26 protein-coding genes are annotated in these 20,256 nt (G+C 32.3%); 4 read left to right on the top strand and 22 right to left on the bottom strand.

Features of this window, described 5'->3' with window-relative positions:
- Positions 1 to 3: 3 nt before the first annotated feature.
- Genes BIV18_RS08055 through BIV18_RS08045 form a run of 3 tightly spaced genes read right to left on the bottom strand, consistent with a single transcriptional unit; the run spans position 4 to position 2,785 of the window.
- Positions 4 to 1,557: a UDP-N-acetylmuramoyl-tripeptide--D-alanyl-D-alanine ligase gene (locus BIV18_RS08055; protein ID WP_075660107.1), complete on the bottom strand. Its 1,554-nt coding sequence runs from the start codon at positions 1,555 to 1,557 to the stop codon at positions 4 to 6.
- 9 nt (positions 1,558 to 1,566) lie between these two features.
- Positions 1,567 to 2,337 carry an alpha/beta fold hydrolase gene (locus BIV18_RS08050; protein WP_075660400.1) on the bottom strand — a complete coding sequence of 257 codons (771 nt, stop codon included), beginning with the start codon at positions 2,335 to 2,337 and terminating at the stop codon, positions 1,567 to 1,569.
- Positions 2,324 to 2,785, bottom strand: a complete 462-nt coding sequence (locus BIV18_RS08045) for a hypothetical protein (protein WP_075660106.1) — start codon at positions 2,783 to 2,785, stop codon at positions 2,324 to 2,326. Before BIV18_RS08045 ends, BIV18_RS08050 begins: the two co-directional genes overlap by 14 nt.
- A gap of 106 nt (positions 2,786 to 2,891) precedes the next feature.
- Here BIV18_RS08045 and BIV18_RS08040 point away from each other — a divergent pair, with 106 nt between their 5' ends.
- Entirely contained in the window at positions 2,892 to 3,131 is a 240-nt protein-coding gene (locus BIV18_RS08040; protein WP_075660105.1) for a glutaredoxin family protein, read from the top strand.
- A gap of 39 nt (positions 3,132 to 3,170) precedes the next feature.
- Here the strand turns inward: BIV18_RS08040 and BIV18_RS08035 are convergent, their stop codons facing one another.
- The 7 genes from BIV18_RS08035 to BIV18_RS08005 all read right to left on the bottom strand — a co-directional run bounded on the left by BIV18_RS08035 (position 3,171) and on the right by BIV18_RS08005 (position 8,746).
- Complete coding sequence (locus BIV18_RS08035; RefSeq protein WP_075660104.1) at positions 3,171 to 4,067, bottom strand: hypothetical protein; 897 nt, start codon at positions 4,065 to 4,067, stop codon at positions 3,171 to 3,173.
- 173 nt (positions 4,068 to 4,240) lie between these two features.
- Positions 4,241 to 5,227 (bottom strand): resuscitation-promoting factor, encoded by a 987-nt coding sequence (locus BIV18_RS08030; protein WP_075660103.1) that lies wholly within the window; start codon positions 5,225 to 5,227, stop codon positions 4,241 to 4,243.
- Positions 5,228 to 5,587: 360 nt separating this feature from the next.
- Positions 5,588 to 6,217, bottom strand: coding sequence for an NUDIX hydrolase (locus BIV18_RS08025; RefSeq protein WP_075660102.1), 630 nt, complete (start codon positions 6,215 to 6,217; stop codon positions 5,588 to 5,590).
- Positions 6,207 to 7,238 (bottom strand): patatin-like phospholipase family protein, encoded by a 1,032-nt coding sequence (locus BIV18_RS08020; RefSeq protein ID WP_075660101.1) that lies wholly within the window; start codon positions 7,236 to 7,238, stop codon positions 6,207 to 6,209. The genes BIV18_RS08025 and BIV18_RS08020 overlap by 11 nt, the downstream gene beginning before the upstream one ends.
- On the bottom strand, positions 7,235 to 7,651 hold the full coding sequence (gene mscL, locus BIV18_RS08015; protein WP_075660100.1) for a large conductance mechanosensitive channel protein MscL: 417 nt from the start codon (positions 7,649 to 7,651) through the stop codon (positions 7,235 to 7,237). The genes BIV18_RS08020 and mscL overlap by 4 nt, the downstream gene beginning before the upstream one ends.
- 100 nt (positions 7,652 to 7,751) lie before the next feature.
- On the bottom strand, positions 7,752 to 8,171 hold the full coding sequence (locus BIV18_RS08010) for a deoxycytidylate deaminase (protein WP_075660099.1): 420 nt from the start codon (positions 8,169 to 8,171) through the stop codon (positions 7,752 to 7,754).
- Positions 8,168 to 8,746, bottom strand: coding sequence for a ribonuclease H1 domain-containing protein (locus tag BIV18_RS08005; RefSeq protein ID WP_075660098.1), 579 nt, complete (start codon positions 8,744 to 8,746; stop codon positions 8,168 to 8,170). The genes BIV18_RS08010 and BIV18_RS08005 overlap by 4 nt, the downstream gene beginning before the upstream one ends.
- A gap of 86 nt (positions 8,747 to 8,832) precedes the next feature.
- On the opposite strand from BIV18_RS08005, the gene BIV18_RS08000 reads away from it, so the two are divergent.
- The 3 genes from BIV18_RS08000 (at position 8,833) to BIV18_RS07990 (ending at position 13,114) form a co-directional block, all read left to right on the top strand.
- Positions 8,833 to 9,723, top strand: a complete 891-nt coding sequence (locus tag BIV18_RS08000; protein WP_075660097.1) for a fructose bisphosphate aldolase — start codon at positions 8,833 to 8,835, stop codon at positions 9,721 to 9,723.
- A gap of 334 nt (positions 9,724 to 10,057) precedes the next feature.
- Positions 10,058 to 11,701 (top strand): tryptophanase, encoded by a 1,644-nt coding sequence (locus BIV18_RS07995; RefSeq protein ID WP_075660096.1) that lies wholly within the window; start codon positions 10,058 to 10,060, stop codon positions 11,699 to 11,701.
- 72 nt (positions 11,702 to 11,773) lie between these two features.
- On the top strand, positions 11,774 to 13,114 hold the full coding sequence (locus BIV18_RS07990; protein WP_075660095.1) for a sodium-dependent transporter: 1,341 nt from the start codon (positions 11,774 to 11,776) through the stop codon (positions 13,112 to 13,114).
- Between the two features lie 63 nt (positions 13,115 to 13,177).
- Here BIV18_RS07990 and gloB read toward each other — a convergent pair whose 3' ends face one another.
- The 12 genes from gloB to BIV18_RS07930 form a co-directional block, all read right to left on the bottom strand.
- The gene (gene gloB, locus BIV18_RS07985; protein ID WP_075660094.1) at positions 13,178 to 13,867 is read right to left on the bottom strand and encodes a hydroxyacylglutathione hydrolase; all 690 of its coding nucleotides are present in this window, start codon (positions 13,865 to 13,867) and stop codon (positions 13,178 to 13,180) included.
- Positions 13,868 to 14,228: 361 nt separating this feature from the next.
- Positions 14,229 to 15,851, bottom strand: coding sequence for a chaperonin GroEL (gene groL, locus BIV18_RS07980; RefSeq protein ID WP_075660093.1), 1,623 nt, complete (start codon positions 15,849 to 15,851; stop codon positions 14,229 to 14,231).
- Between the two features lie 11 nt (positions 15,852 to 15,862).
- On the bottom strand, positions 15,863 to 16,144 hold the full coding sequence (locus BIV18_RS07975) for a co-chaperone GroES (RefSeq protein WP_075660092.1): 282 nt from the start codon (positions 16,142 to 16,144) through the stop codon (positions 15,863 to 15,865).
- A 150-nt stretch (positions 16,145 to 16,294) separates the two neighbouring features.
- Positions 16,295 to 16,822 carry a methylated-DNA--[protein]-cysteine S-methyltransferase gene (locus BIV18_RS07970; protein ID WP_075660091.1) on the bottom strand — a complete coding sequence of 176 codons (528 nt, stop codon included), beginning with the start codon at positions 16,820 to 16,822 and terminating at the stop codon, positions 16,295 to 16,297.
- 43 nt (positions 16,823 to 16,865) lie between these two features.
- Positions 16,866 to 17,207 carry a 50S ribosomal protein L17 gene (gene rplQ, locus BIV18_RS07965; RefSeq protein ID WP_075660090.1) on the bottom strand — a complete coding sequence of 114 codons (342 nt, stop codon included), beginning with the start codon at positions 17,205 to 17,207 and terminating at the stop codon, positions 16,866 to 16,868.
- A 10-nt stretch (positions 17,208 to 17,217) separates the two neighbouring features.
- A complete protein-coding gene (locus tag BIV18_RS07960; RefSeq protein WP_075660089.1) occupies positions 17,218 to 18,165 on the bottom strand; it encodes a DNA-directed RNA polymerase subunit alpha in 948 nt (315 codons plus the stop codon).
- A gap of 26 nt (positions 18,166 to 18,191) precedes the next feature.
- A complete protein-coding gene (gene rpsK, locus BIV18_RS07955) occupies positions 18,192 to 18,587 on the bottom strand; it encodes a 30S ribosomal protein S11 (protein WP_019124973.1) in 396 nt (131 codons plus the stop codon).
- Positions 18,588 to 18,599: 12 nt separating this feature from the next.
- On the bottom strand, positions 18,600 to 18,962 hold the full coding sequence (gene rpsM, locus BIV18_RS07950) for a 30S ribosomal protein S13 (RefSeq protein WP_019107900.1): 363 nt from the start codon (positions 18,960 to 18,962) through the stop codon (positions 18,600 to 18,602).
- Positions 18,963 to 18,973: 11 nt separating this feature from the next.
- Positions 18,974 to 19,087 (bottom strand): 50S ribosomal protein L36, encoded by a 114-nt coding sequence (gene rpmJ, locus BIV18_RS07945; protein ID WP_010244353.1) that lies wholly within the window; start codon positions 19,085 to 19,087, stop codon positions 18,974 to 18,976.
- Positions 19,088 to 19,110: 23 nt separating this feature from the next.
- Entirely contained in the window at positions 19,111 to 19,329 is a 219-nt protein-coding gene (gene infA / locus BIV18_RS07940) for a translation initiation factor IF-1 (RefSeq protein WP_005957367.1), read from the bottom strand.
- Between the two features lie 18 nt (positions 19,330 to 19,347).
- On the bottom strand, positions 19,348 to 19,602 hold the full coding sequence (locus BIV18_RS07935; protein WP_075660088.1) for a KOW domain-containing RNA-binding protein: 255 nt from the start codon (positions 19,600 to 19,602) through the stop codon (positions 19,348 to 19,350).
- Positions 19,603 to 19,605: 3 nt separating this feature from the next.
- Complete coding sequence (locus BIV18_RS07930) at positions 19,606 to 20,247, bottom strand: adenylate kinase (RefSeq protein ID WP_075660087.1); 642 nt, start codon at positions 20,245 to 20,247, stop codon at positions 19,606 to 19,608.
- Between the last annotated feature and the right edge of the window lie 9 nt (positions 20,248 to 20,256).

Below are 20,256 nucleotides of genomic sequence, written 5' to 3'. Positions count from 1 at the left end.
TTCTCACTCCTCATTGTAATTGTCAGGAAGGTCATTTTCAAATAGAAGGACATCTCCTGGCAAGGAAATCTTTGCGAGTACTTCAGTAGCTTCTGCTAGTGAAGAAACTCTGTAAATATTATCTTCATTAAATTTTTTATTTTTTAAACCCTCATAAATTGGAAGTGTTCTCTTTTTGCCGACTAAAATTACAAAGTCGAGGACATCTGCCATTGCTTCGCCTATTTTTCTATTTTCACAAATTTCCATATCGCCAAGTTCAACCATGCCTGGCGTAATAATTATTTTTCTATGATCTTTAAATTCTCTAAGAACATCTAATGCTGCCCTAAATCCAACAGGGTTTGAGTTAAAAGCATCGTCAATAACTATTGTGCCATTTGTCGATGGTAGAAGTGAAAGCCTATGTTCCACTGGCTCAACTTTTTTTATTCCCCTTTGTATATCTTCTAAGCTAAGTCCAAGGACATGTGCCGCAGTCGCTGATGCAAGTATGTTTGAAATATTGTGTACTCCAAGAAGTTTTGTCTCGCATTTTATTTCCCCCACACCCTTGATGTGAAGCATAAATTCAGAACCAGTTTCATTAACTTTTATCTCGTCAGCGTAAATATCTAGTTTTTCAAAGTCCCTTGTTCCATATCTATAAGTTTTCTTTAAAGTTTTATCCGCAAGAGGCTTTACATAGTCGTTGTCGTAGTTAAATATTGCAATTCCATCTTCAGGCAAATCCTCTATTAATTCATACTTTGTTTTTTGAATATTTTCGATTGTCTTAAAAAGATGCATGTGCGTTGGCCCAATTGCTGTAATTATTCCAATATCAGGTTGTACAAGTTCCGCCACTTCGTGAATTTCTCCTGGCATCTTGGCTCCAAGCTCTGCGATGAAAACATCTGTGTTGCTTTCAAGTTCATTGTTAATAATTTTTGAAAGACCCATAGGCGTGTTAAAGGAAGAAGGCGTGTTTTTAACTCTAAGTCCTTCAGACAAAATTGTATTAGATATAAATTTTACAGAAGTCTTTCCAAAGGAACCCGTTATCCCTAAAACTTTTAAGCCCCTTTCTTCTTTAAATTTTTTAATTTTAGCTTGTGCAGAATTGTAAAATCCCATATTGATTTTGTCTTCAGTTGGCTTTGCCCACATATTTGTCAAAATCAAAATTCTATATTGAAAAAAATAAACTAAAAAGGAAAATACAATAGTCGAAAATGCTGATAGCACATAAGATTTTGTAATATCAAATAATAAAAGAGAAATTACAACAATAATTACGAAAAAAATAAAATTTATAATTTTATGCTTTTTTAAAAGTCTCTTTGCCCTATCGGTCCAAACTATTGGCGTTTTTTGATTTTTATCCAATTTGTAGACTAATTTATTCATCTTTTCCTTGTTATTTTTCAAAAACGTTTTGTACTCGTCATTGTCATAGCCTTCAAGTTGAAGCATATGAATGGGAAAATTACTCCTAATTAAAGAGTAATAAAGTGCCACAGAAATTACTATTAAATCTATTATATAAATAGGTAGTTTCACTAAAAAAATTTTCATCTAAATCTCCTAATCTAAAAAGGAATTAATAACTGCTCTAAATTGTCCAAACTTATCTAGATATGAATAATGACCAGCATCTTCCAAAACCACAAGTCCTGAATTTTTTATCTCTTTTTCAAAAATTTTACCCATGTAAAGAGGCGTTGCATCATCTTTGTCTCCCCAAATTAGAAGAGTCTCTGCTTCGATATTTTTAAACTCTTCTCTTGTGGATTCATTCACAACTTTTACAAAACATTTTCGCATAATTCCTTCTGCTGCCTTGTAGTCATCGGAGCCGTGATTTTTATAAAATTTTGACAGAGCTTTGTCGTCGTTGCCATGAGTTAGCATATATAGTTTTTTTGCAGCTTTAAAAGAATAAACCTTAGCATAATAAGAAAGTTTTCTCTTTGGAATAACTCCCGATGCATCGATTAGCACTAATTTGTCTATTAAATTCTTATTTCTCGCACCTAAAATCGTAAGAGTTTTGCCTCCAAAGGAATGCCCGATAAATGTAGCCCTTTTTATATTAAACTTTTCCAAAAACTTCAACAAAAAACTATAGTAATCGTAGGTTCCCATTACCTCTTTTGGTGCCTCGCTGTATCCAAATCCCGGTGCATCATAGGCATAGACTGTGTAATGCTCTGGAATAGCATTAAAAATTGGCATAATCGACTCAATATATGCACCCCATCCGTGAAGGATAAGGACGATTTTTTCGCCGCCCTCTCTTTTTATATATGCAGTTTTTATTCCATCTATATCAATAAAATTTTTATCTACTTTCATCTTCATCTTCTTCTATAAAAATTATGCAACTATCATCTTCCTCTTTTAATTTATTATTAAAATCTTTTTCCACATAAAGTCCGCTAAAATTATTTTTATCTTGGTCTTTGTCTGAATTTTTTTCTATATCCTTTTGAAAATTTATACTAGTATTTTCATTTAAATCTAGACCCATCTTTAGCGAAGAAATCCTTGAAGTATGTCTTTCGATTGCTCTTAAAGTTTCATCAATATCAAGATCTGACTCTTCACCCTTTAAAATATTAAACTCATGTCGCCCAAGAGATTCAAAAAGTTCAGATAACTTTCTCTCTTCGTTTAAAATTTCGTACTTTAACCTTGCCATTTTTTTTATTTCTTGTGATTCACTTACAATCTTTTTCTTCAAATAATTTAAATTTCCCATTATTTCATTAACATTTCCATCGAGACTGTCAAAAAATCCCACAATATCACCTCGAATCTATGCTATTATATCAAAAAATGACTACCTTTTAAATACTGCCCTTGTTTTCTTTACCATTAATTGGGTAAAATAAAATCGGAGGGATTTTATGGAAAAATTAACACTTTATGTAGGTACAATTTGTCCATTCTGTAAAAAAGTTGAATCTTTTATGGCAGATAATGGCATTAATTCTGTAGAAATAAAAAACATTGATGAAGATAAAGAAGCTCGCAAATATTTAATTGAAAAGGGCGGCAAAAAACAAGTTCCATGTCTATTCATTGGCGACAAGCCTCTTTACGAATCTTTAGATATTATAAAATATTTAAAGGAAAATGTAGCTTAATTTAATTAATCAAATGCAAAAAAGACAGGTGATTATTGTTCACTCTGTCTTTTTGTTTTTTCTTTTAAATTTATTTTTCTTTCTCTTTTTTCGCGATAGCAAAATATTCTTGCTTTTAGAAATATTATAAGAATTTAAAATTATATTAATTACACTGCATAGCATAATTATTTTTATGATAAATACCCTTGGAATAAAGTAATTTGTCATAATTATAAAACTAATTAATGTAAATATATCTACAAAATATTCAAAATGCATTACTTTTGAGACAATAGTGTTTTCTGATAATTTTAAATTTGCACTAAGTACATTTAGAAAAAATAATACCATAATAAAAGTATAAGTAACAATGGAAATATTAATTCTTGCAGTGATAATATACGCTTGAAGCATAAAATACATTGAAAAATTTAATACCAATAATACGATCTCATATTTTTCTATTTTAAAATCCTTAGTCTCATAAAGATTATCTATATCCCATTCTTCTGTGAGTGCCTTTAGAATTTTTGTGGTTTTAATCTTTTCACAAATCCAAGAAGGCAATAAGCTTAGAACAAAAATGCTAATTAAAATTGTCTTTAGTAAATCAAATAAATTTGCACTTACAAATCTTTTGAAATAATTTAAAATGAATAAAATAATTCCAATTAATGCAGACACAGAAAGCATCTTCAAAAAGGCTACAAAAATTTCATAGTTTTTACCACTTAAAAGAAATTTACTACCTTCAGTATAAGTTGTCGCAAATTCATAGGGATTTCCAATTTTATTTAATTCTTTTTTTATGTCATCTTCCGTATAAATTTCCGGAAGTCTATCTTTCAAAATTTCTAAAAAATCATCCCTTGCATCTTTTTGCTTATCATAGGGGATGTATCTTTGCAAATAATAAATATACCTATCGACGAGTTCATGTTCTACTAATTTCATAAAATCATCCTCATTTATATTATAAATTAAATAAAGGTTCTTTTAAATGATGAACTCTTATTTTTTCAATTTTTTTATTTTTAGATTTTCATTTTTCTCGAGATTCCTTTAATTTTTGGAAAACCAACACTTTAAAAGTTTGCATTAAAAAAAGTCCCATTGCTAGGACTTTTTTAATCAAGTACATAAACTTTTACATTTCTTCTGCCAAATCTATTAGCCTCAGCATTTGAATTGTAAAATAAATCAATTCTATTTCCCTTTATTGCTCCACCAGTATCTTCTGCTGTCGCATAACCATAACTTGCGAAACCGTCCATTGATTCAATATAAAGTTTTGAACCAAGAGGGATAACCTTAGGGTCAACGGCAACTGCTCCAACTCTTGCACGAGTTCCCATAGCTGTCTTTGAACCAGCTGTTGGATCATAAGCAGTGGCTTGCATCACTATTACTCTTTTTGCATTTTTCCCATTAGGTGCTGCAGGTGCTTTTTTACTTCCAACTTCTACAACTTCTTTAACGTGATTCTTAGTAATTTCACTTTTTAAAACTTCAGTAGTTTCAAGAACTCCGTTGACATAAGTGTTATTTAAACTTTCAACCTTTTGTCCAACTTCACCATTAGTGATTACATTTTTTTGTCCTTCAAGCATTTCTGCATTTTCACGACTTTCTGTTTCAAAAGGAATTTCTATTTTGTTTTCAATATTTTCAACTACTACTCTATCAATTTGAATTTCCATTCCTTCTTTTGCAATTTCATCAAGAGGAAAGGAAACTCTATCAAGCTTATTTAACTTTATATTTAAATTTTCAAGTACATCAGCAACTGTATATCCATTTGCTTCAGCAATTATAGTCTTATTGCCATCTTTAATGTGATAAGATTTTGGAGAAGTTATTATTACCTTCATATCTTCCTTAATTTCTTGATCAACACTTGGACTAACAACATCCTTATCTTTAAGTACTATGCCTTCTTTTTCTAAAAATGCACCCACAGTCTTTTCATATGTAAAAACTGTCTTTGTCTTTCCATTAATATTTAATTCTACATCATTTCCTAAAGCTGTGCTAAAACCCATTGTAAGCACTGAAACAAGCGCTAGGACTATTAAAATAAACTTTGCATTTTTAAAAATGTTTTTCTTATTCAAATAAATAACCTCCATAGCGTTACAAAATTGTAAATTTTGTTACACTTTTGTAACCTTTTCTAACCTCATAAAAGTATAATAAAAAAAACTTAATTTGTCAATTTTTTGTAACTTTTTTGTAATTCTTGGCATAATCTTTGAAATTTAGCCATTTTAAAGGTTGTATTATTTAAATATATTTTATGATAAAAATAAAAAAAGCTCTAAACATTGAAATTTAGAACTTTAAACTAAAATATTACATTTGTATTACAAATATTACTAGTTTTTTATTAATTTTTTATTAAAAATAATTTTTATATCTATTTACAGAAGTTTTTTACAAAATTCAAATCATCAATTATCAAACTTTACACAAGGTCAAAGACCTATTCTTTCTACAAATCTTCTCGTTATTTTGGCAGTAAAACCCCAAATAATGATGCCTTTATAATCATAGAATAGGACTTCTTCTTTTCCCCTTTTGAATTTGTAATTTTCTCCATTTGGAATCAAATGATAAGGAAAGTCTTCATTTCTATTTACATTTAAATCTAACTTGTAGGATTTTGGCTCAATCTCCATAAAAAATTTTAGTGGTACTGTGAAAATTTTTTCAACCTCATCCTTTGATGGAATAATTTCAAAAAAATCTTTTTTTATCTCACCAATATAAGTGTAAATAATAGCAGAATATGGATTTACTAAAAAATCCCCCTCTGAATATATTTCCAAATCCTTTTCTTTTATTAATAATTCCTCGCAGGTTTCACGAATAGCAGCCTGTTTTGGGCTTTCATTTCCCTCAATTCTGCCACCAGGGAAAGAAACTTCTCCTGGTTGATTTCTAAGATTAAGTGCCCTCTTTTCAAACAAAAGATGAATTTGTCCTCTTCTCTTTATCAAAGGTATCATGACAGAAAATCTGTTTTTAACATCCACAGGCATTGAACTTTTCTTCTGAAGTTTAGCTTTAATTTTCATTAATTCAAAATCAGCATTAAAATCCATTTTCTATTTCCCTCATTAATCCTTCAACTGTATAAATTTTGTATCTATCTATCTTGTTTTTTTCTGCTTCTCTTTCTAAAAGCTTATATAAAAGTTCATCGTATTTAAAATTTTCTGGCATCTCTAGCTCTGCTGCAATCTTTGGTACATATTCTTCAAATATCTTTCTAATAACTTTATTATCAATTTCGTAGACCTTTTCTTTTAAAATTTTATAAATATATTTTAAACTTTCTTCTTCTTTAATTGGCAAAATATAATACTCCTCACCCTTTAAACCCTTTACAGCTCTAAAGGCATCGAAGTAACCATTTTTTATTAATTCATCAGCTCTATCAGTATCAAAACCAAGTGTTGAACCAAGCCTTTTATTTGGTTTAACAATATATTTCGCACGCTCTTCATTTTTTATATTCCTATCAGAAAGTCTTACTAAAACAATATCCATGTCATCTTCAATCATTTCAATAGGAGCTGGAGATGCAAAACCTCCATCTAAAAATATTTTGCCATGAAGGGATTTTAATTTAAAGAAAGGAATGTAACAAGAGGCAATAATGTAATCTTTTATTAGTCCCTTCTCAATATCTTCTTTAAATAATTTCTCAACTTTTAAATCAGAAACATTAACTGTACAAATTCCAAAATCAATATCTGAATTTCTAAGCTTGTCTTCGTCAATAAATTGATCTACTAGTCTAAAAAGTGGATAGGGCGACCTTGTCAATTCAGGGATTTTTATGTCGTGCCTCCTTAATTTTTCTATAATTTTTGCCAGAATATCCTGATCTTCTTCCACAGTTTTTAATTCATTGACAAAAGAAGAAAAATCCAAGTTTTTCCAAGCTTTAAAACACTCATAGGCATCACCTTGGGCAAACATAGCTCCATTAAAGGCACCAATACTCGTGCCAACAATTTTTGAAAAATTAAATTCCATTTCCATAAGGGCAAAATAAGCACCTACTTGATAAGCGCCTCTTGCTCCACCACCTTCAAGGACCAAACCCCACTTTTTCATTTTACACTTCCAAGTTCAGATGTACAGTGTGGACATCTAGTTGCGTCAATTGCAATAGTTGACTTGCAGAAAGGGCATACCTTTTCTGTCGGTTTCACTTCTTCCTCTTTTTTAAATTTGCTAGTAACTTTTGAAATTTGTTTAATCATTATAAATATTACAAATGCAATAATTAAAAAATCAAAAACTGATTGCAAAAATACGCCATATTTAACTTCAGCAGTTCCAACAGTTATACTTAAATCAGAAAAATTAACCCCACCAATAATAATTCCAATAAGTGGCATTAAAATATTTTCCACAAGACTTGATACGATTTTGCCAAAGGCGCCACCTATAATAACCCCTACTGCCATATCCATTACATTGCCCTTAGAAATAAATTCTCTAAATTCTTCTATGAATCCCTTCATGTTCTACCTCCTAATTTTTGTGTATCACTTATTAATATAAGATACCCAACATCTAAATAAAAAAACCTATTAAGTTATACTTAATAGGCATCTAGATTTGTTAAATTTGTTTTAAAAGAATATTATTTTTATTCAGAAGTTCCATTGCATAATCATCCACTCTATAAGCTTCGTGATAATATATGGCACAAATTCCTGCTTGTATAAGTGCCTTTGTACAGTTTAAACACGGAAAATGTGTAACATAGGCCTTAGCACCCTTCACTGAAATTCCTTCCTTTGCACAATATAAAAGTGCATTCATCTCTGCATGAATTGTGGCAATGCAGTGCCCATCTCTCATTGTATGACCAACTTCGTCACAATGAGGGTTTCCCGTTACAGACCCATTATATCCAGTAGAAATAATTCTGTTATCAGAATTTACCAGCACGCAACCTACAAAGGCACGATCACAAGTGGATCTAGTCGCAACCATTTCAGTTATCTCCATAAAATATTCGTCCCAAGACTTTCTCATTTTGCCTCCTTTGCAAGCTTATCTACAAGTTCATTGTACTTCACACCACTATGTGCCTCTACTTTTATGAATTTTACTTCTAGTTTGTCTTTTATGTCATCGTAAAATTCTTTGTATAAAATTGTCCCCTCTTTATTTGTCTTCCAAAATCCAAGAGCCCAGGATCTTATACCCTCGTAATCGTAATGAAGATAAATTTTTCTCTTTCCAATAGATTCTGCGTACTCCATAGCCTTCATGGCGCCCTTTATTTCTCCAGAAACATTTCTCATCTCTGAACCTTTAAAAAATCTTTTAGAAAAGATATATTCTTCTTCGTCGTTAAACATATATACCCCATAGGAATGGCTCTTATCAGAATTCCTATAGGAGCCGTCTACATATGCTATTAGCTCATCCCTTTCTACCACTTCTTTTTTTTCTTCTTCTATTTCATTTAAAAAAGCTTTAGCATCTTCAAGAGTAGAAAATTTTTTAAAGCTTGCACCTTTAAATCCCATAGTCTCTTTTTTACACTCATCCCACGTTTTATATATTCCAGGGTTTCTTCCAACCCTTACTGCATAATAATTCATATTCACCTCAAAATTTGTCATTTGTCAACTATGTCTACTTATTATATAATTAGAAGTAATAAGAAGTCTAGACTTTGGAGGTAAAAATGAACAAAAAACAATTTGATAGAATGAAAAATGGCAAAGGCTTTATTGCTGCCCTTGACCAATCAGGTGGATCAACACCAAAGGCACTTTTAAATTATGGAATAACTGAAGACAAATATTCTAACGATGAAGAAATGTTTAACCTAGTTCATGAAATGAGAAAGAGAATTATAACTAATGAAGCTTTTACTTCTGATAGAATTTTGGCTGCAATTTTATTTAAAGTTACTATGAATTCAAAGGTTGACAATAAATTTACTGGCGACTACCTTTGGGAAGAAAAGGGCATAGTTCCTTTTTTAAAAATCGACGAAGGCCTTGATGAATTAAAAGATGGTGTACAACTTATGAAGCCTTTCAAACACATTGACGAGCTCCTTAAAAATGCTAAAGAAAGAAATATTTTTGGCACAAAAATGCGTTCCGTAATAAAGGAACTCAATGAAAAATCAATTGAAAAAGTTGTAGACCAACAATTTGAATATGCAAAGAAAATTTCTGATGCAGGCTTTGTCCCAATTATAGAGCCTGAAGTTGACATTCACGCTAAAGATAAAGCTGAAATTGAAGAAGTTCTAAAAAAATATTTAATCGAAGGACTTAAAAACTTAGAAAAAGAAAATTATGTAATGTTTAAATTAACTCTTCCTGAGAAAGAAAATCTTTACGAAGACTTATATAATTTCAGTCAAACAATTAGGGTTGTTGCTCTTTCTGGTGGCTACTCAAGAGATGAAGCTAATAAAAAACTTAGAAAAAACAAAAGTGTAATCGCTTCTTATTCAAGAGCTTTAACTGAAGGACTTAATGTCAACCAGACAGATGAAGAATTTACAAAGATACTTGACGAATCAATAGAAAAAAATTATTCAGCTTCAGTTGAAAAATAATTATTTAAATCTCCATTAATTTGGAGATTTTTTAATTTATGCTTAGTTTTTAAAACGATTTCATTTTTTATTTAACAAAATAATTAGTGAATATACAATATTATTGACTTTTAAATTTCTATAGCGTAAACTATTTCATAGATAATATTCTTATCTATGAGTGCTGACCGCTCATCAAATTTTTATTTTATTATTAGTATTTTACTAATTTACAATCAACTTTTTGATAACCGGGGTTCTCAATTTGGATACTGTCCGCTAGTTGATTTTTTAGTCGATGACCGGGGTTCCTCTGTAAATTTATCATTTATTATTTATATGGAGGTTTTATTTTATGAAAGAGTATCAATTAGACGTACCTACACCACATTCCTATACTTATGTTACTAAAAACTTGCCAAATGTAACAGTTGAGCAAAGAGAAAGAGCTCTTAAAGCTACTCACTACAATGAATTTGCTTTTCCTGCAGGAATGTTAACTATCGATATGTTGTCAGATTCAGGAACTACTGCTATGACAGATGTTCAATGGTCTGCAATGTTTTTAGGCGATGAATCTTATGGAAGAAACAAAGGCTACTATGTTCTTTTAGATGCCTTTAGAGACGTTTTTGAAAGAGGCGACAACCAAAAAAGAATTATTGACCTTGTAAGAACTGATTGTACTGATGTAGAAAAAATGATGAACGAAGTATATCTTTGCGAGTATGAAGGTGGATTATTTAACGGTGGATCTGCACAAATGGAAAGACCTAATACTTTTATCATCCAACAAGGTCGTGCAGCTGAGTCTGTTTTATTTGAATTAGTTAAAAAAATTTTAAATGAAAGAGAGCCGGGAAAGACTTACACAATTCCTTCAAATGGTCACTTTGACACAACTGAAGGAAATATTAAACAAATGGGTTCTATACCAAGAAACTTATATAACAAAAAACTTTTGTGGGAAGTTCCTGAAAATGGCCACTACGAAAAAAATCCCTTTAAGGGCAATATGGATACAGAAAAATTAGAAGAATTAATTGAAAAATTAGGACCTGAAAATGTTCCTCTAATTTATACGACTATTACTAATAATACTGTATGCGGTCAACCCGTTTCCATGGCAAATATTAGGGAATGTTCTAGAATAGCACACAAATATGAAATTCCATATATGTTTGATGCCGCTAGATGGGCAGAAAATGCTTACTTCATTAAAGTAAATGAAGATGGATACGCTGACAAGTCAATCCCAGAAATCGCAAAGGAAATGTTTTCTTATTGTGATGGATTTACTGCATCCCTAAAAAAAGATGGACACGCAAACATGGGTGGCGTGCTTGCCTTCAGAGACAAAGGCTTGTTCTGGAAAAAATTCTCTGACTTTAACGAAGATGGCTCAGTAAAAACTGACGTTGGTATTTTATTAAAGGTTAAACAAATTTCTTCATACGGAAACGACTCCTATGGCGGAATGAGTGGTAGAGATATTATGGCACTTGCTGCTGGACTTTATGAAGCTGCCAAGTTCGATTACCTTGATGCTCGTGTAAAACAATGTGAATATCTTGCACAAGGATTCTATAAAGCTGGAGTGAAGGGCGTTGTACTACCTGCTGGTGGACATGGAGTATATATAAATATGGATGAATTTTTCGACAATAAGCGAGCACCCGAAACTTTTGCTGGTCAAGGCTTCTCTGTTGAATTAATCAGAAGATATGGAATAAGAACAGCTGAACTTGGAAATTATTCTATGGAATACGATCTAAAAACTCCAGAACAACAAGCTGAAGTCGCTAATGTAGTTCGTTTTGCCATAAACAGAAGTCAACTTTCTAAGGAACACCTAGATTATGTAATTGCAGCTGTAAAAGCTCTTTATGAAGATCGTGCTACTATTCCTAATATTAGAATAGTAAAGGGTAAAAACCTTCCAATGCGTCACTTCCACGCATTCCTAGAAACTTATGAACCTTCTGAAGATGAAAAATAATGAACTTAATTAAAATTTAATATTAAATACCCCTTTCAAAAAGGGGTATTACCCTATTCAAGGAGAATAATTATGGATAACAACTTAAAAACTCGCGATGGTTTTAAAAGTAAATGGGGCTTTATACTTGCTTGTATAGGCTCTGCAGTTGGTATGGGCAATATCTGGAGATTTCCTATAATGGTTTCAGCCTATGGTGGCATGACTTTTTTAATTCCTTACATAATATTTGTTGTGCTTATAGGATCTACTGGAGTAATTTCTGAAATGGCCCTTGGAAGGTCAGCTGAAGCTGGTCCAGTGGGTGCTTTTGGCAAATGTACAGAACTTAGATGGAAAAACAAAAAAATTGGAGAAACTATTGGGCTTATACCTGTAGTTGGTTCTCTTGCACTTGCAATAGGTTACACTTGTGTAATGGCTTGGATTTTTAAATACACTTTTCTTTCACTAACAGGCGGACTTTATGCAATGGGTCAAGATATGGACGTAATTGGTGGAACTTTTGGACAAACTGCCTCTACCTTTGGTGCGAACATTTGGGTTGTAATAGCAATTATCGCAAGTTTCGCCATTATGGCAATGGGAGTATCTGGAGGAATCGAAAAAGCAAATAAAATTATGATGCCTACATTATTTATTTTATTTGTTGGACTTGCAATTTATATTTTTAAACTTGATGGAGCTTCAAATGGATACAAATACATCTTCACAGTAAACCCTGAAGGATTAAAAGATCCAAAGGTTTGGATCTATGCCTTTGGACAAGCCTTTTTCTCATTATCAGTTGCAGGAAGTGGCACTGTAATTTACGGGTCCTACCTCCCCAAGAACGAAAGTATACCATCATCTGCAAGAAATGTCGCAATATTTGACACTATTGCAGCATTATTGGCAGCTTTTGTAATTATACCAGCAATGGCAACAGCAAATGCACCCCTTGACACTGGTGGTCCTGGACTTATGTTTATTTATTTAGTAAATGTATTTAACGGAATGACTGTTGGAAAAATTGTTGGAATTGTTTTCTATATTTGCGTACTTTTTGCAGGATTAAGCTCAATAATAAATCTTTATGAAACACCTGTTGCTTACTTGGAAGAAAAATTTAATTTCTCAAGAGTAATTGCAACTACAACTATTCATATAATTGGTTGCCTAGTTGCCATCTTTATCCAAGCAATAGTAGGTGGTTGGATGGACGTAGTTTCAATTTACATCTGCCCACTAGGAGCATCTCTTGCAGGAATAATGTTCCTATGGGTTGCAGGAAAGGATTATGCACTGTCCGCAGTTAACCAAGGAGCTAAAAAAGAAATCGGTGGATGGTACTATCCACTTGCTAAATATGTATATGTTACTGCAGCAATAATTGCTCTAATAGCAGGAGCAATTCTTGGCGGAATTGGTTGATCTTTGATTTTTATATTTAAAAAGTGTTGGCTTTTCTTTTGCCAACACTTTTATTTTTTACTCTTAAAAATTATCCTTTTTGTTTCTAAAAATTATAAAATCCTCTAAATCTCTTGCAAGTAAAAAGGGATTTATTTTTTTCTCCTTGCCAATTGTTGAAGGAAGGGTGATTTTATTTTCTTCTCTTAATTTTTTTACTCTCTCATACTCTCTGTCTAAATCCTCATTAGAAATCACAGATTTTGCAAATTCTAAATTAGAAAGGGAATATTCGTGTGCAGGATAAACTTTTGTATCATCATCTAAACTTTTTAATTTTGAAAGACCCTCATAGGATTTTTTATAATCCTTTGTGAAAACTCTGCCACATCCAGCAAGAAAAAGTGCGTCGCCGCAAAATAAATTATCTTCCATTAGATAGGAAATATGTCCTTCTGTATGGCCAGCAGTTAAAATAACTTTAAAAATTTCATCTAAGACTTCAAATTCATCATCCTCTTTTACAGTAACATCGTTGTACTCTTTAGTTTCAACTGGTCCATAGACCTTTGCACCGCATTTATTTTTAAGTTCTTGAACTCCTCCCACATGATCCATGTGCTTGTGAGTAAGAAGGATGGCAACTAATTTTTTGTTTTTTAAATAATTAAGAACAGGAACTGAATCTCCGGGATCCACTACGATGATTTTGTCCTCCTTTTCAATTGTCCAAATATAATTGTCTTCAAAAGCCTTGATATAATTAATATTCATAAAACACCTCACTATATAATTACTCTAACTGCCTCTATTTAAACAAAGATGTGTTAATTTTAAAGGTTTTTAAAGTATAACTTCCTCAGCAATACTCCTTTAAGTCTTACTGTCTTATCTTTAGATAAAATTTTTATAAACTCTTACTTTAAGCTCCTTTGCTGGATAAAATAAAAAAACAGCCTATCTCAAGACTGTTTTTTTGAGGCTGTTTTAATAAATCCTATTTGCCTGAAAATGCTAATTATTCCTTCGCATTTTCTATATTACATGGATAAGATTTTTCATAAGTTCATGTTTTCTTTCAGTCGCATTGCTGTTAAAGTCAGAAAACCGAGACTTATCTCGGCTTTTCTTATTATTACATCATTCCCATTCCTTGATTCATTGCTGGCATTGCAGGTTTTTCTTCTTTTATATTTGCTACTGCTGCTTCTGTTGTTAAAATCATTGATGCTACGCTTGCTGCATTTTGTAGTGCTGATCTTGTTACTTTAGTTGGGTCTACTATTCCAGCTTTTTTCATGTCTACATATTCTGATTTATATGCATCGAAACCTATGCCCTTTTCTTTTTTCTTTACATGTTCTACTATTACTGAGCCTTCTAATCCTGCATTTTCTGCTATTTGTCTTAGTGGTTCTTCCAATGCTTTCAAGATGATATTTGCACCAGTTTTTTCGTCGCCCTCTAACTCATCAACTGCTTTTGCAACTGCTTCAATTGAATCGATTAATACTGTACCACCACCAGCTACTATACCTTCTTCAACTGCTGCTCTTGTTGCTGCAAGAGCATCCTCAATTCTTAATTTTCTTTCTTTTAATTCAACTTCTGTTGCTGCTCCTACTTGGATTACTGCAACTCCGCCAGAAAGTTTTGCAAGTCTTTCTTGTAATTTTTCCTTATCAAATTCTGAATCTGAATCTTCAATTTGGTTTTTAATGTGGTTAATTCTATTTTCAAGTTCAGATTTTTCGCCTGCTCCATTTACTATTACTGTAAGTTCTTTTTCAACTCTAACCTTTGACGCAGAGCCAAGCATATCAATTGTTGCATCTTTAAGATCTTGACCTAAATCAGAGGATACAACTTGTCCACCTGTTAAAATTGCAATGTCTTGTAGCATATCCTTTCTTCTGTCTCCATAGCCTGGAGCCTTTACTCCAACAACATTTAGAGTTCCTCTTAGGGAGTTTACAACTAAAGTTGCAAGTGCTTCACCTTCGATGTCATCTGCAATAATTAAAAGTGGTTTAGATGCTTGCAATACTTGTTCAAGTAGTGGTAAAATTTCTTGAATATTTGAAATTTTTTTGTCCGTAATTAAAATATATGGATCTTCTAATTCTGCAACCATTTTGTCAGAGTCAGTTACCATATATGGTGAAAGATATCCTCTATCAAATTGCATTCCTTCAACTACATCAAGGCTTGTGCCCATTGATTTAGATTCTTCAACAGTGATTACACCATCATTGCCAACTTTTTCCATTGCTTCAGAAATAAGCTTGCCAACTTGTTCATTTGCAGCTGAAATTGAAGCAACTTGTTCAATAGATTCCTTTGAAGAAACTTCCGTTGAAAAGTTTTTGATTTCCTCAACAGTACTTTCTACCGCCTTATCAATTCCCTTTTGTAAAACCATTGGATTTGCACCTGCTGCAATATTTCTCATTCCTTCTCTAATAATTGCTTGAGCAAGAAGAGTAGCTGTAGTAGTTCCATCTCCAGCAACGTCATTAGTCTTTGTAGCAACTTCCTTTAAAAGTTGTGCACCCATATTTTCAAATTTATCTTCACATTCAATTTCTCTTGCAATAGTTACACCATCATTTGTAATTAGTGGTGTGCCATATTCTTTGTCTAAAATTACATTTCTACCCTTAGGTCCAAGTGTTACTTTAACCGTATCTGCAAGAGTATTTATTCCTTTAATTAAGCCCTTTCTAGCTTCCTCTGAAAATTTAATTTCCTTTGCCATTTTATCACTCCTTATTCAATAACTGCCAAGATGTCTTGGAATTTTATTATTGTGTATTTTTCCTTATCAAGTTCAATATCATTTCCTGCATATTTTGAAAAAATAACTTTATCTCCTACTTTGACAAGTCCCTTCATATCTTCATCCGTATCTAGTTTATTTCCTATTGCAATAACCTCTGCTATATTTGATTCCTCTTTAGCTGAAGAAGGAAGTACTATGCCTGAAGCAGTTGTTTCTTCTTTTTCAATTTTCTTGATGACGATCTTATCGTCAAGTGGTCTAAGTTTCATCTATATTTACCTCCTTTTTATTAGCACTCGGCAACGCCTTCTGCTAATATATATATTAATACATTGGCAAAAATTTTTCAAGGGTTGAGTGCAAAATAAAAAATAAAAGCTTCACTTTTTTATAGCAAAGCTTTTGTTTTACTTCTACATTTATTTTTTAAACTTGAAACCCTCGTTTTGAAGTAATTTCTTTTTTTTCGCAATTCCTCCTGCATAGCCTTTAAGACTTCCATCGACTCCAATCACTCTATGACAAGGTACTATTATTGATATCGGGTTATGCCCAACTGCACCACCTACCCCTTGTGCCGACATTTTTTTATACTTTCCCCTCTCTATTAATTTCTCTGAGATAGCTTTATATGTAATAGTTTCTCCATAGGGTATATCTAATAAAATTTTCCACACATCTCTTCTAAATTCTGTTCCAATAAGTTTTATGCAAGGCATAAATTTTGGCTCTTCACCACTAAAGTAAATATCAAGCCACTTTTCTGTAGTTTCTAAATTTTTATTGATGATTTCTAACTTTTTTAAGTTAAAATCTTCTACCTCTTCACCTTTTATAACTTCTCCAAAATATTTTTGATTTTCAAAATATAGTCCAAGTAAAAATTCTTCATCAAAGATTAAATAAATTTTCCCTAATGGCGAGTTGTAAATTTTTTTATAAAACATAAGCCCTCCAAAAATATAAAAAAGGAAATCCCATTGGATTTCCTTATACTAATTCTATAATTGAAATTTCTGCACCGTCTCCACGTCTTGGACCCATCTTCAATACTCTAGTGTATCCACCATTTCTATCTGCATATTTTTCAGAATATTCTTCAAATAATTTTGTAACAACATCTTCAGAATAAATATATGCTAAAGCTTGTCTTCTTGCGTGAAGGTCGCCTCTTTTTCCAAGTGTAATCATGCGATCTGCAATTCTTTGAACTTCTTTTGCTCTAGTGTGAGTAGTTTTAATTCTACCTTCCCTTAAAAGAGAAGTAACAAGGTTTCTAAGCATTGCACGTCTATGACTTGAATTACGGCCAAGTTTTCTGTTTTTTGCCATAATGTCCTCCTTATTCTTCTTCAGGTTTGAGGCTAAGTCCTAATTCTTCAAGCTTTTCAGTTACTTCTAGTAGAGATTTCCTACCAAGATTTCTAACTTTCATCATTTCACTTTCAGTTTTATTAGTCAATTCCTCAACGCTGTTTATTCCAGCTCTCTTTAAACAGTTAAATGATCTAACAGATAAATCTAATTCCTCAACTGTCATTTCGAGAACTTTCTCTTTTTGATCCTCTTCTTTTTCAACCATCAAATTTATTTCACTGACATGTTCCTTTAGACCAATGAAGAGTTCAAGATGTTCTGTCAAGATTTTTGCTGCAAGAGATGTAGCTTCGTCAGCTTTCATTGAACCATCTGTTGTAACTTCAAGGATTAATCTATCATAATCAGTTCTTTGTCCAACTCTAGTGTTTTCAACTTTCCAGTTTACTTTTTCCACTGGTGTAAAATTAGAATCCATTGGAATAATTCCAATTTCAGTTATTTCATCCTTTTTAAGTTCAGAAGGTTCATAGCCTCTTCCCCTTTCAACCATCATTTCAAGATAAAAATCAGCATCTTCATTTAGCGTAGCTATATGTTGATCTGGATTAATAACAGTTACCTGAGGTTGAAGCTCAATGTCAGAAGCTTTAATTTCTCCCTTTCCCTTTTTTTCTATAACAAGTTTTACAGGTTCATCTTCAGTCATCTTTAAAACTATAGATTTAATATTTAAAACTATTTCAGGTACATCTTCCAATACACCTGGAATTGTATCAAATTCATGTTCAACGCCGCGTATATTTATAAAAGAAACTGCTGCGCCTGGTAGAGAGGAAAGTAACACTCTTCTTAAGGAATTTCCAATAGTGATACCAAATCCAGCTTCTAGAGGTTCAACGACGAATTTGCCATATAAACCTGACTCATCTAATTCTTCAATACTAATTCTAGGTTTTTCAATTTCAATCATGGGTACCCTCCTTCTCGATAAATAGTTTAGACTCTTCTACGTTTTGGTGGTCTACATCCATTATGAGGAATTGGAGTAACATCTTTAATCATAGTTACTTCAAGACCTGATGCTTGAAGAGATCTAATAGCAGCTTCTCTTCCTGAACCTGGACCCTTTACATATACATCAACGCTCTTTAATCCATGTTCTTTAGCTTTTTCAGCTGCTTCTTGTGCTGCTTCTTGTGCTGCAAAAGGAGTTGACTTTCTTGAACCTCTAAATCCAAGTTGTCCAGCACTTGCCCAAGAAATAACATTACCGTTAATATCAGTAAGAGTAACCATAGTGTTATTAAATGTTGAAGCTATATGAGCTTCTCCCTTTTCAATATTTTTACGAACACGTCTTCTAGAACGTGTAACCTTTTGTTTTTTAGCCATTAAAGTCCCCCCTTACTTACTTTTACTAACAAGTTTCTTAGGACCTTTTCTTGTCCTAGCATTAGTCTTAGTTTTTTGTCCCCTTACAGGAAGACCCATTTTATGCCTTCTTCCACGATAACAGTTAATTTCACGAAGTCTCTTGATGCTCATTGCAACATCACGACGCAAATCACCTTCTACGTGGTATTTATCTATTTCTTCTCTAATTTTAGCAAGTTCAGCTTCTGTCAAATCTTTAACTCTTGTATCAAAATCAACGCCTGCAGCAGTTAAAATTGCTTGAGATCTAGGTTTTCCAATACCATAAATATAAGTGAGTCCGATTTCAACTCTCTTTTCTCTAGGTAAATCTACACCGGAAATTCTAGCCATAATTACCTCCCTTATCCCTGTCTTTGTTTATGTTTCGGATTTTCGCAAATTACCATTACTTTTCCGTTTCGTTTAATTATTTTGCACTTTTCGCACATCTTTTTTACAGATGGTCTTACTTTCATTTAAATGCCTCCTAACTCTAGGATTATTTCTTTCTCCAAGTTATTCTTCCTCTTGTAAGATCATAAGGTGAAAGCTCAACTGTCACCTTATCACCAGGAAGAATTCTAATATAATTCATTCTCAATTTACCTGAAATATGAGCAAGTATGATATGTCCGTTTTCAAGCTCAACCTTGAAATGAGTATTTGGAAGAGCGTCTACAACAACGCCTTCAACTTCAATTACATCTTCTTTAGCCATATTATTAAGGATCCTCCTTTAGCTATAAGGTAATAGTTTCTTTCTAATATAACTGTCATTTAAATCTTTAACATTAAGATCAATGACATCCTTATATATATAAAGATGTTTTACCTTTTTTTTCTTTGGTCGATCTAGCTTTCTTAGCTTTCCATCTACGATAAAGAGAAAATCATCATCTATAATCTCAGTGATTACAAAAACTCTTCCCTCATCTCTACCTTTTTTGGATCTTACAACTTGTCCCCTTAAAAGACTAAATGTATTATCCATGAACTATTCAAGACCATTAACTATATCTTCAAATACTTTGTCAATGTCCTTAGCCCCGTCGATATCTACGAGAAGATTTTGCGCTCTGTAGTAATCAATAAGAGGTGCAGTTTGATCAAAGTAAACTGAAATTCTAGTCTTTACAGTTTCTTCAGTATCGTCATCTCTTTGAATAAGCTTAGTACCGTCCTTATCACAAATTCCTTCTTCCTTTGGAGGGTTGAATTTAACATGATAAGTCATTCCACAAGTTTTACAAACTCGTCTTCCAACAGCTCTTTCTATTAAAATTTTAGGATCAACTGTAATATTAATAACATTATTTAGCTTTTCATCATTTTTATCTAAAATAGAATCAAGACTAACAGCTTGAGCTACGGTTCTTGGAAAACCATCTAGTAAAAATCCCTTTTTAGCATCTTCCTTGTTTAGTCTATCTTCAACAAGTGCGATTACAAGATCGTCTGGAACTAAAAGTCCCTTATCCATATAAGATTTTGCTTCCTTACCAAGTTCTGTGTTGTTCTTAATATTTTCTCTAAAGATATCTCCAGTTGAAATGTGTGGAATATTGTATCTTTCAACAATATATTCAGCTTGTGTGCCCTTTCCGGCCCCTGGAGGTCCCAATATAACTAATTTCATAAATGCCTC

This window comes from Peptoniphilus grossensis, assembly GCF_001940285.1.
Taxonomy (GTDB): domain Bacteria; phylum Bacillota; class Clostridia; order Tissierellales; family Peptoniphilaceae; genus Peptoniphilus_A; species Peptoniphilus_A faecalis.
The sequence above is the reverse complement of the archived record's forward strand: the minus strand, read 5'-3'. Positions and strand labels throughout refer to the sequence as shown.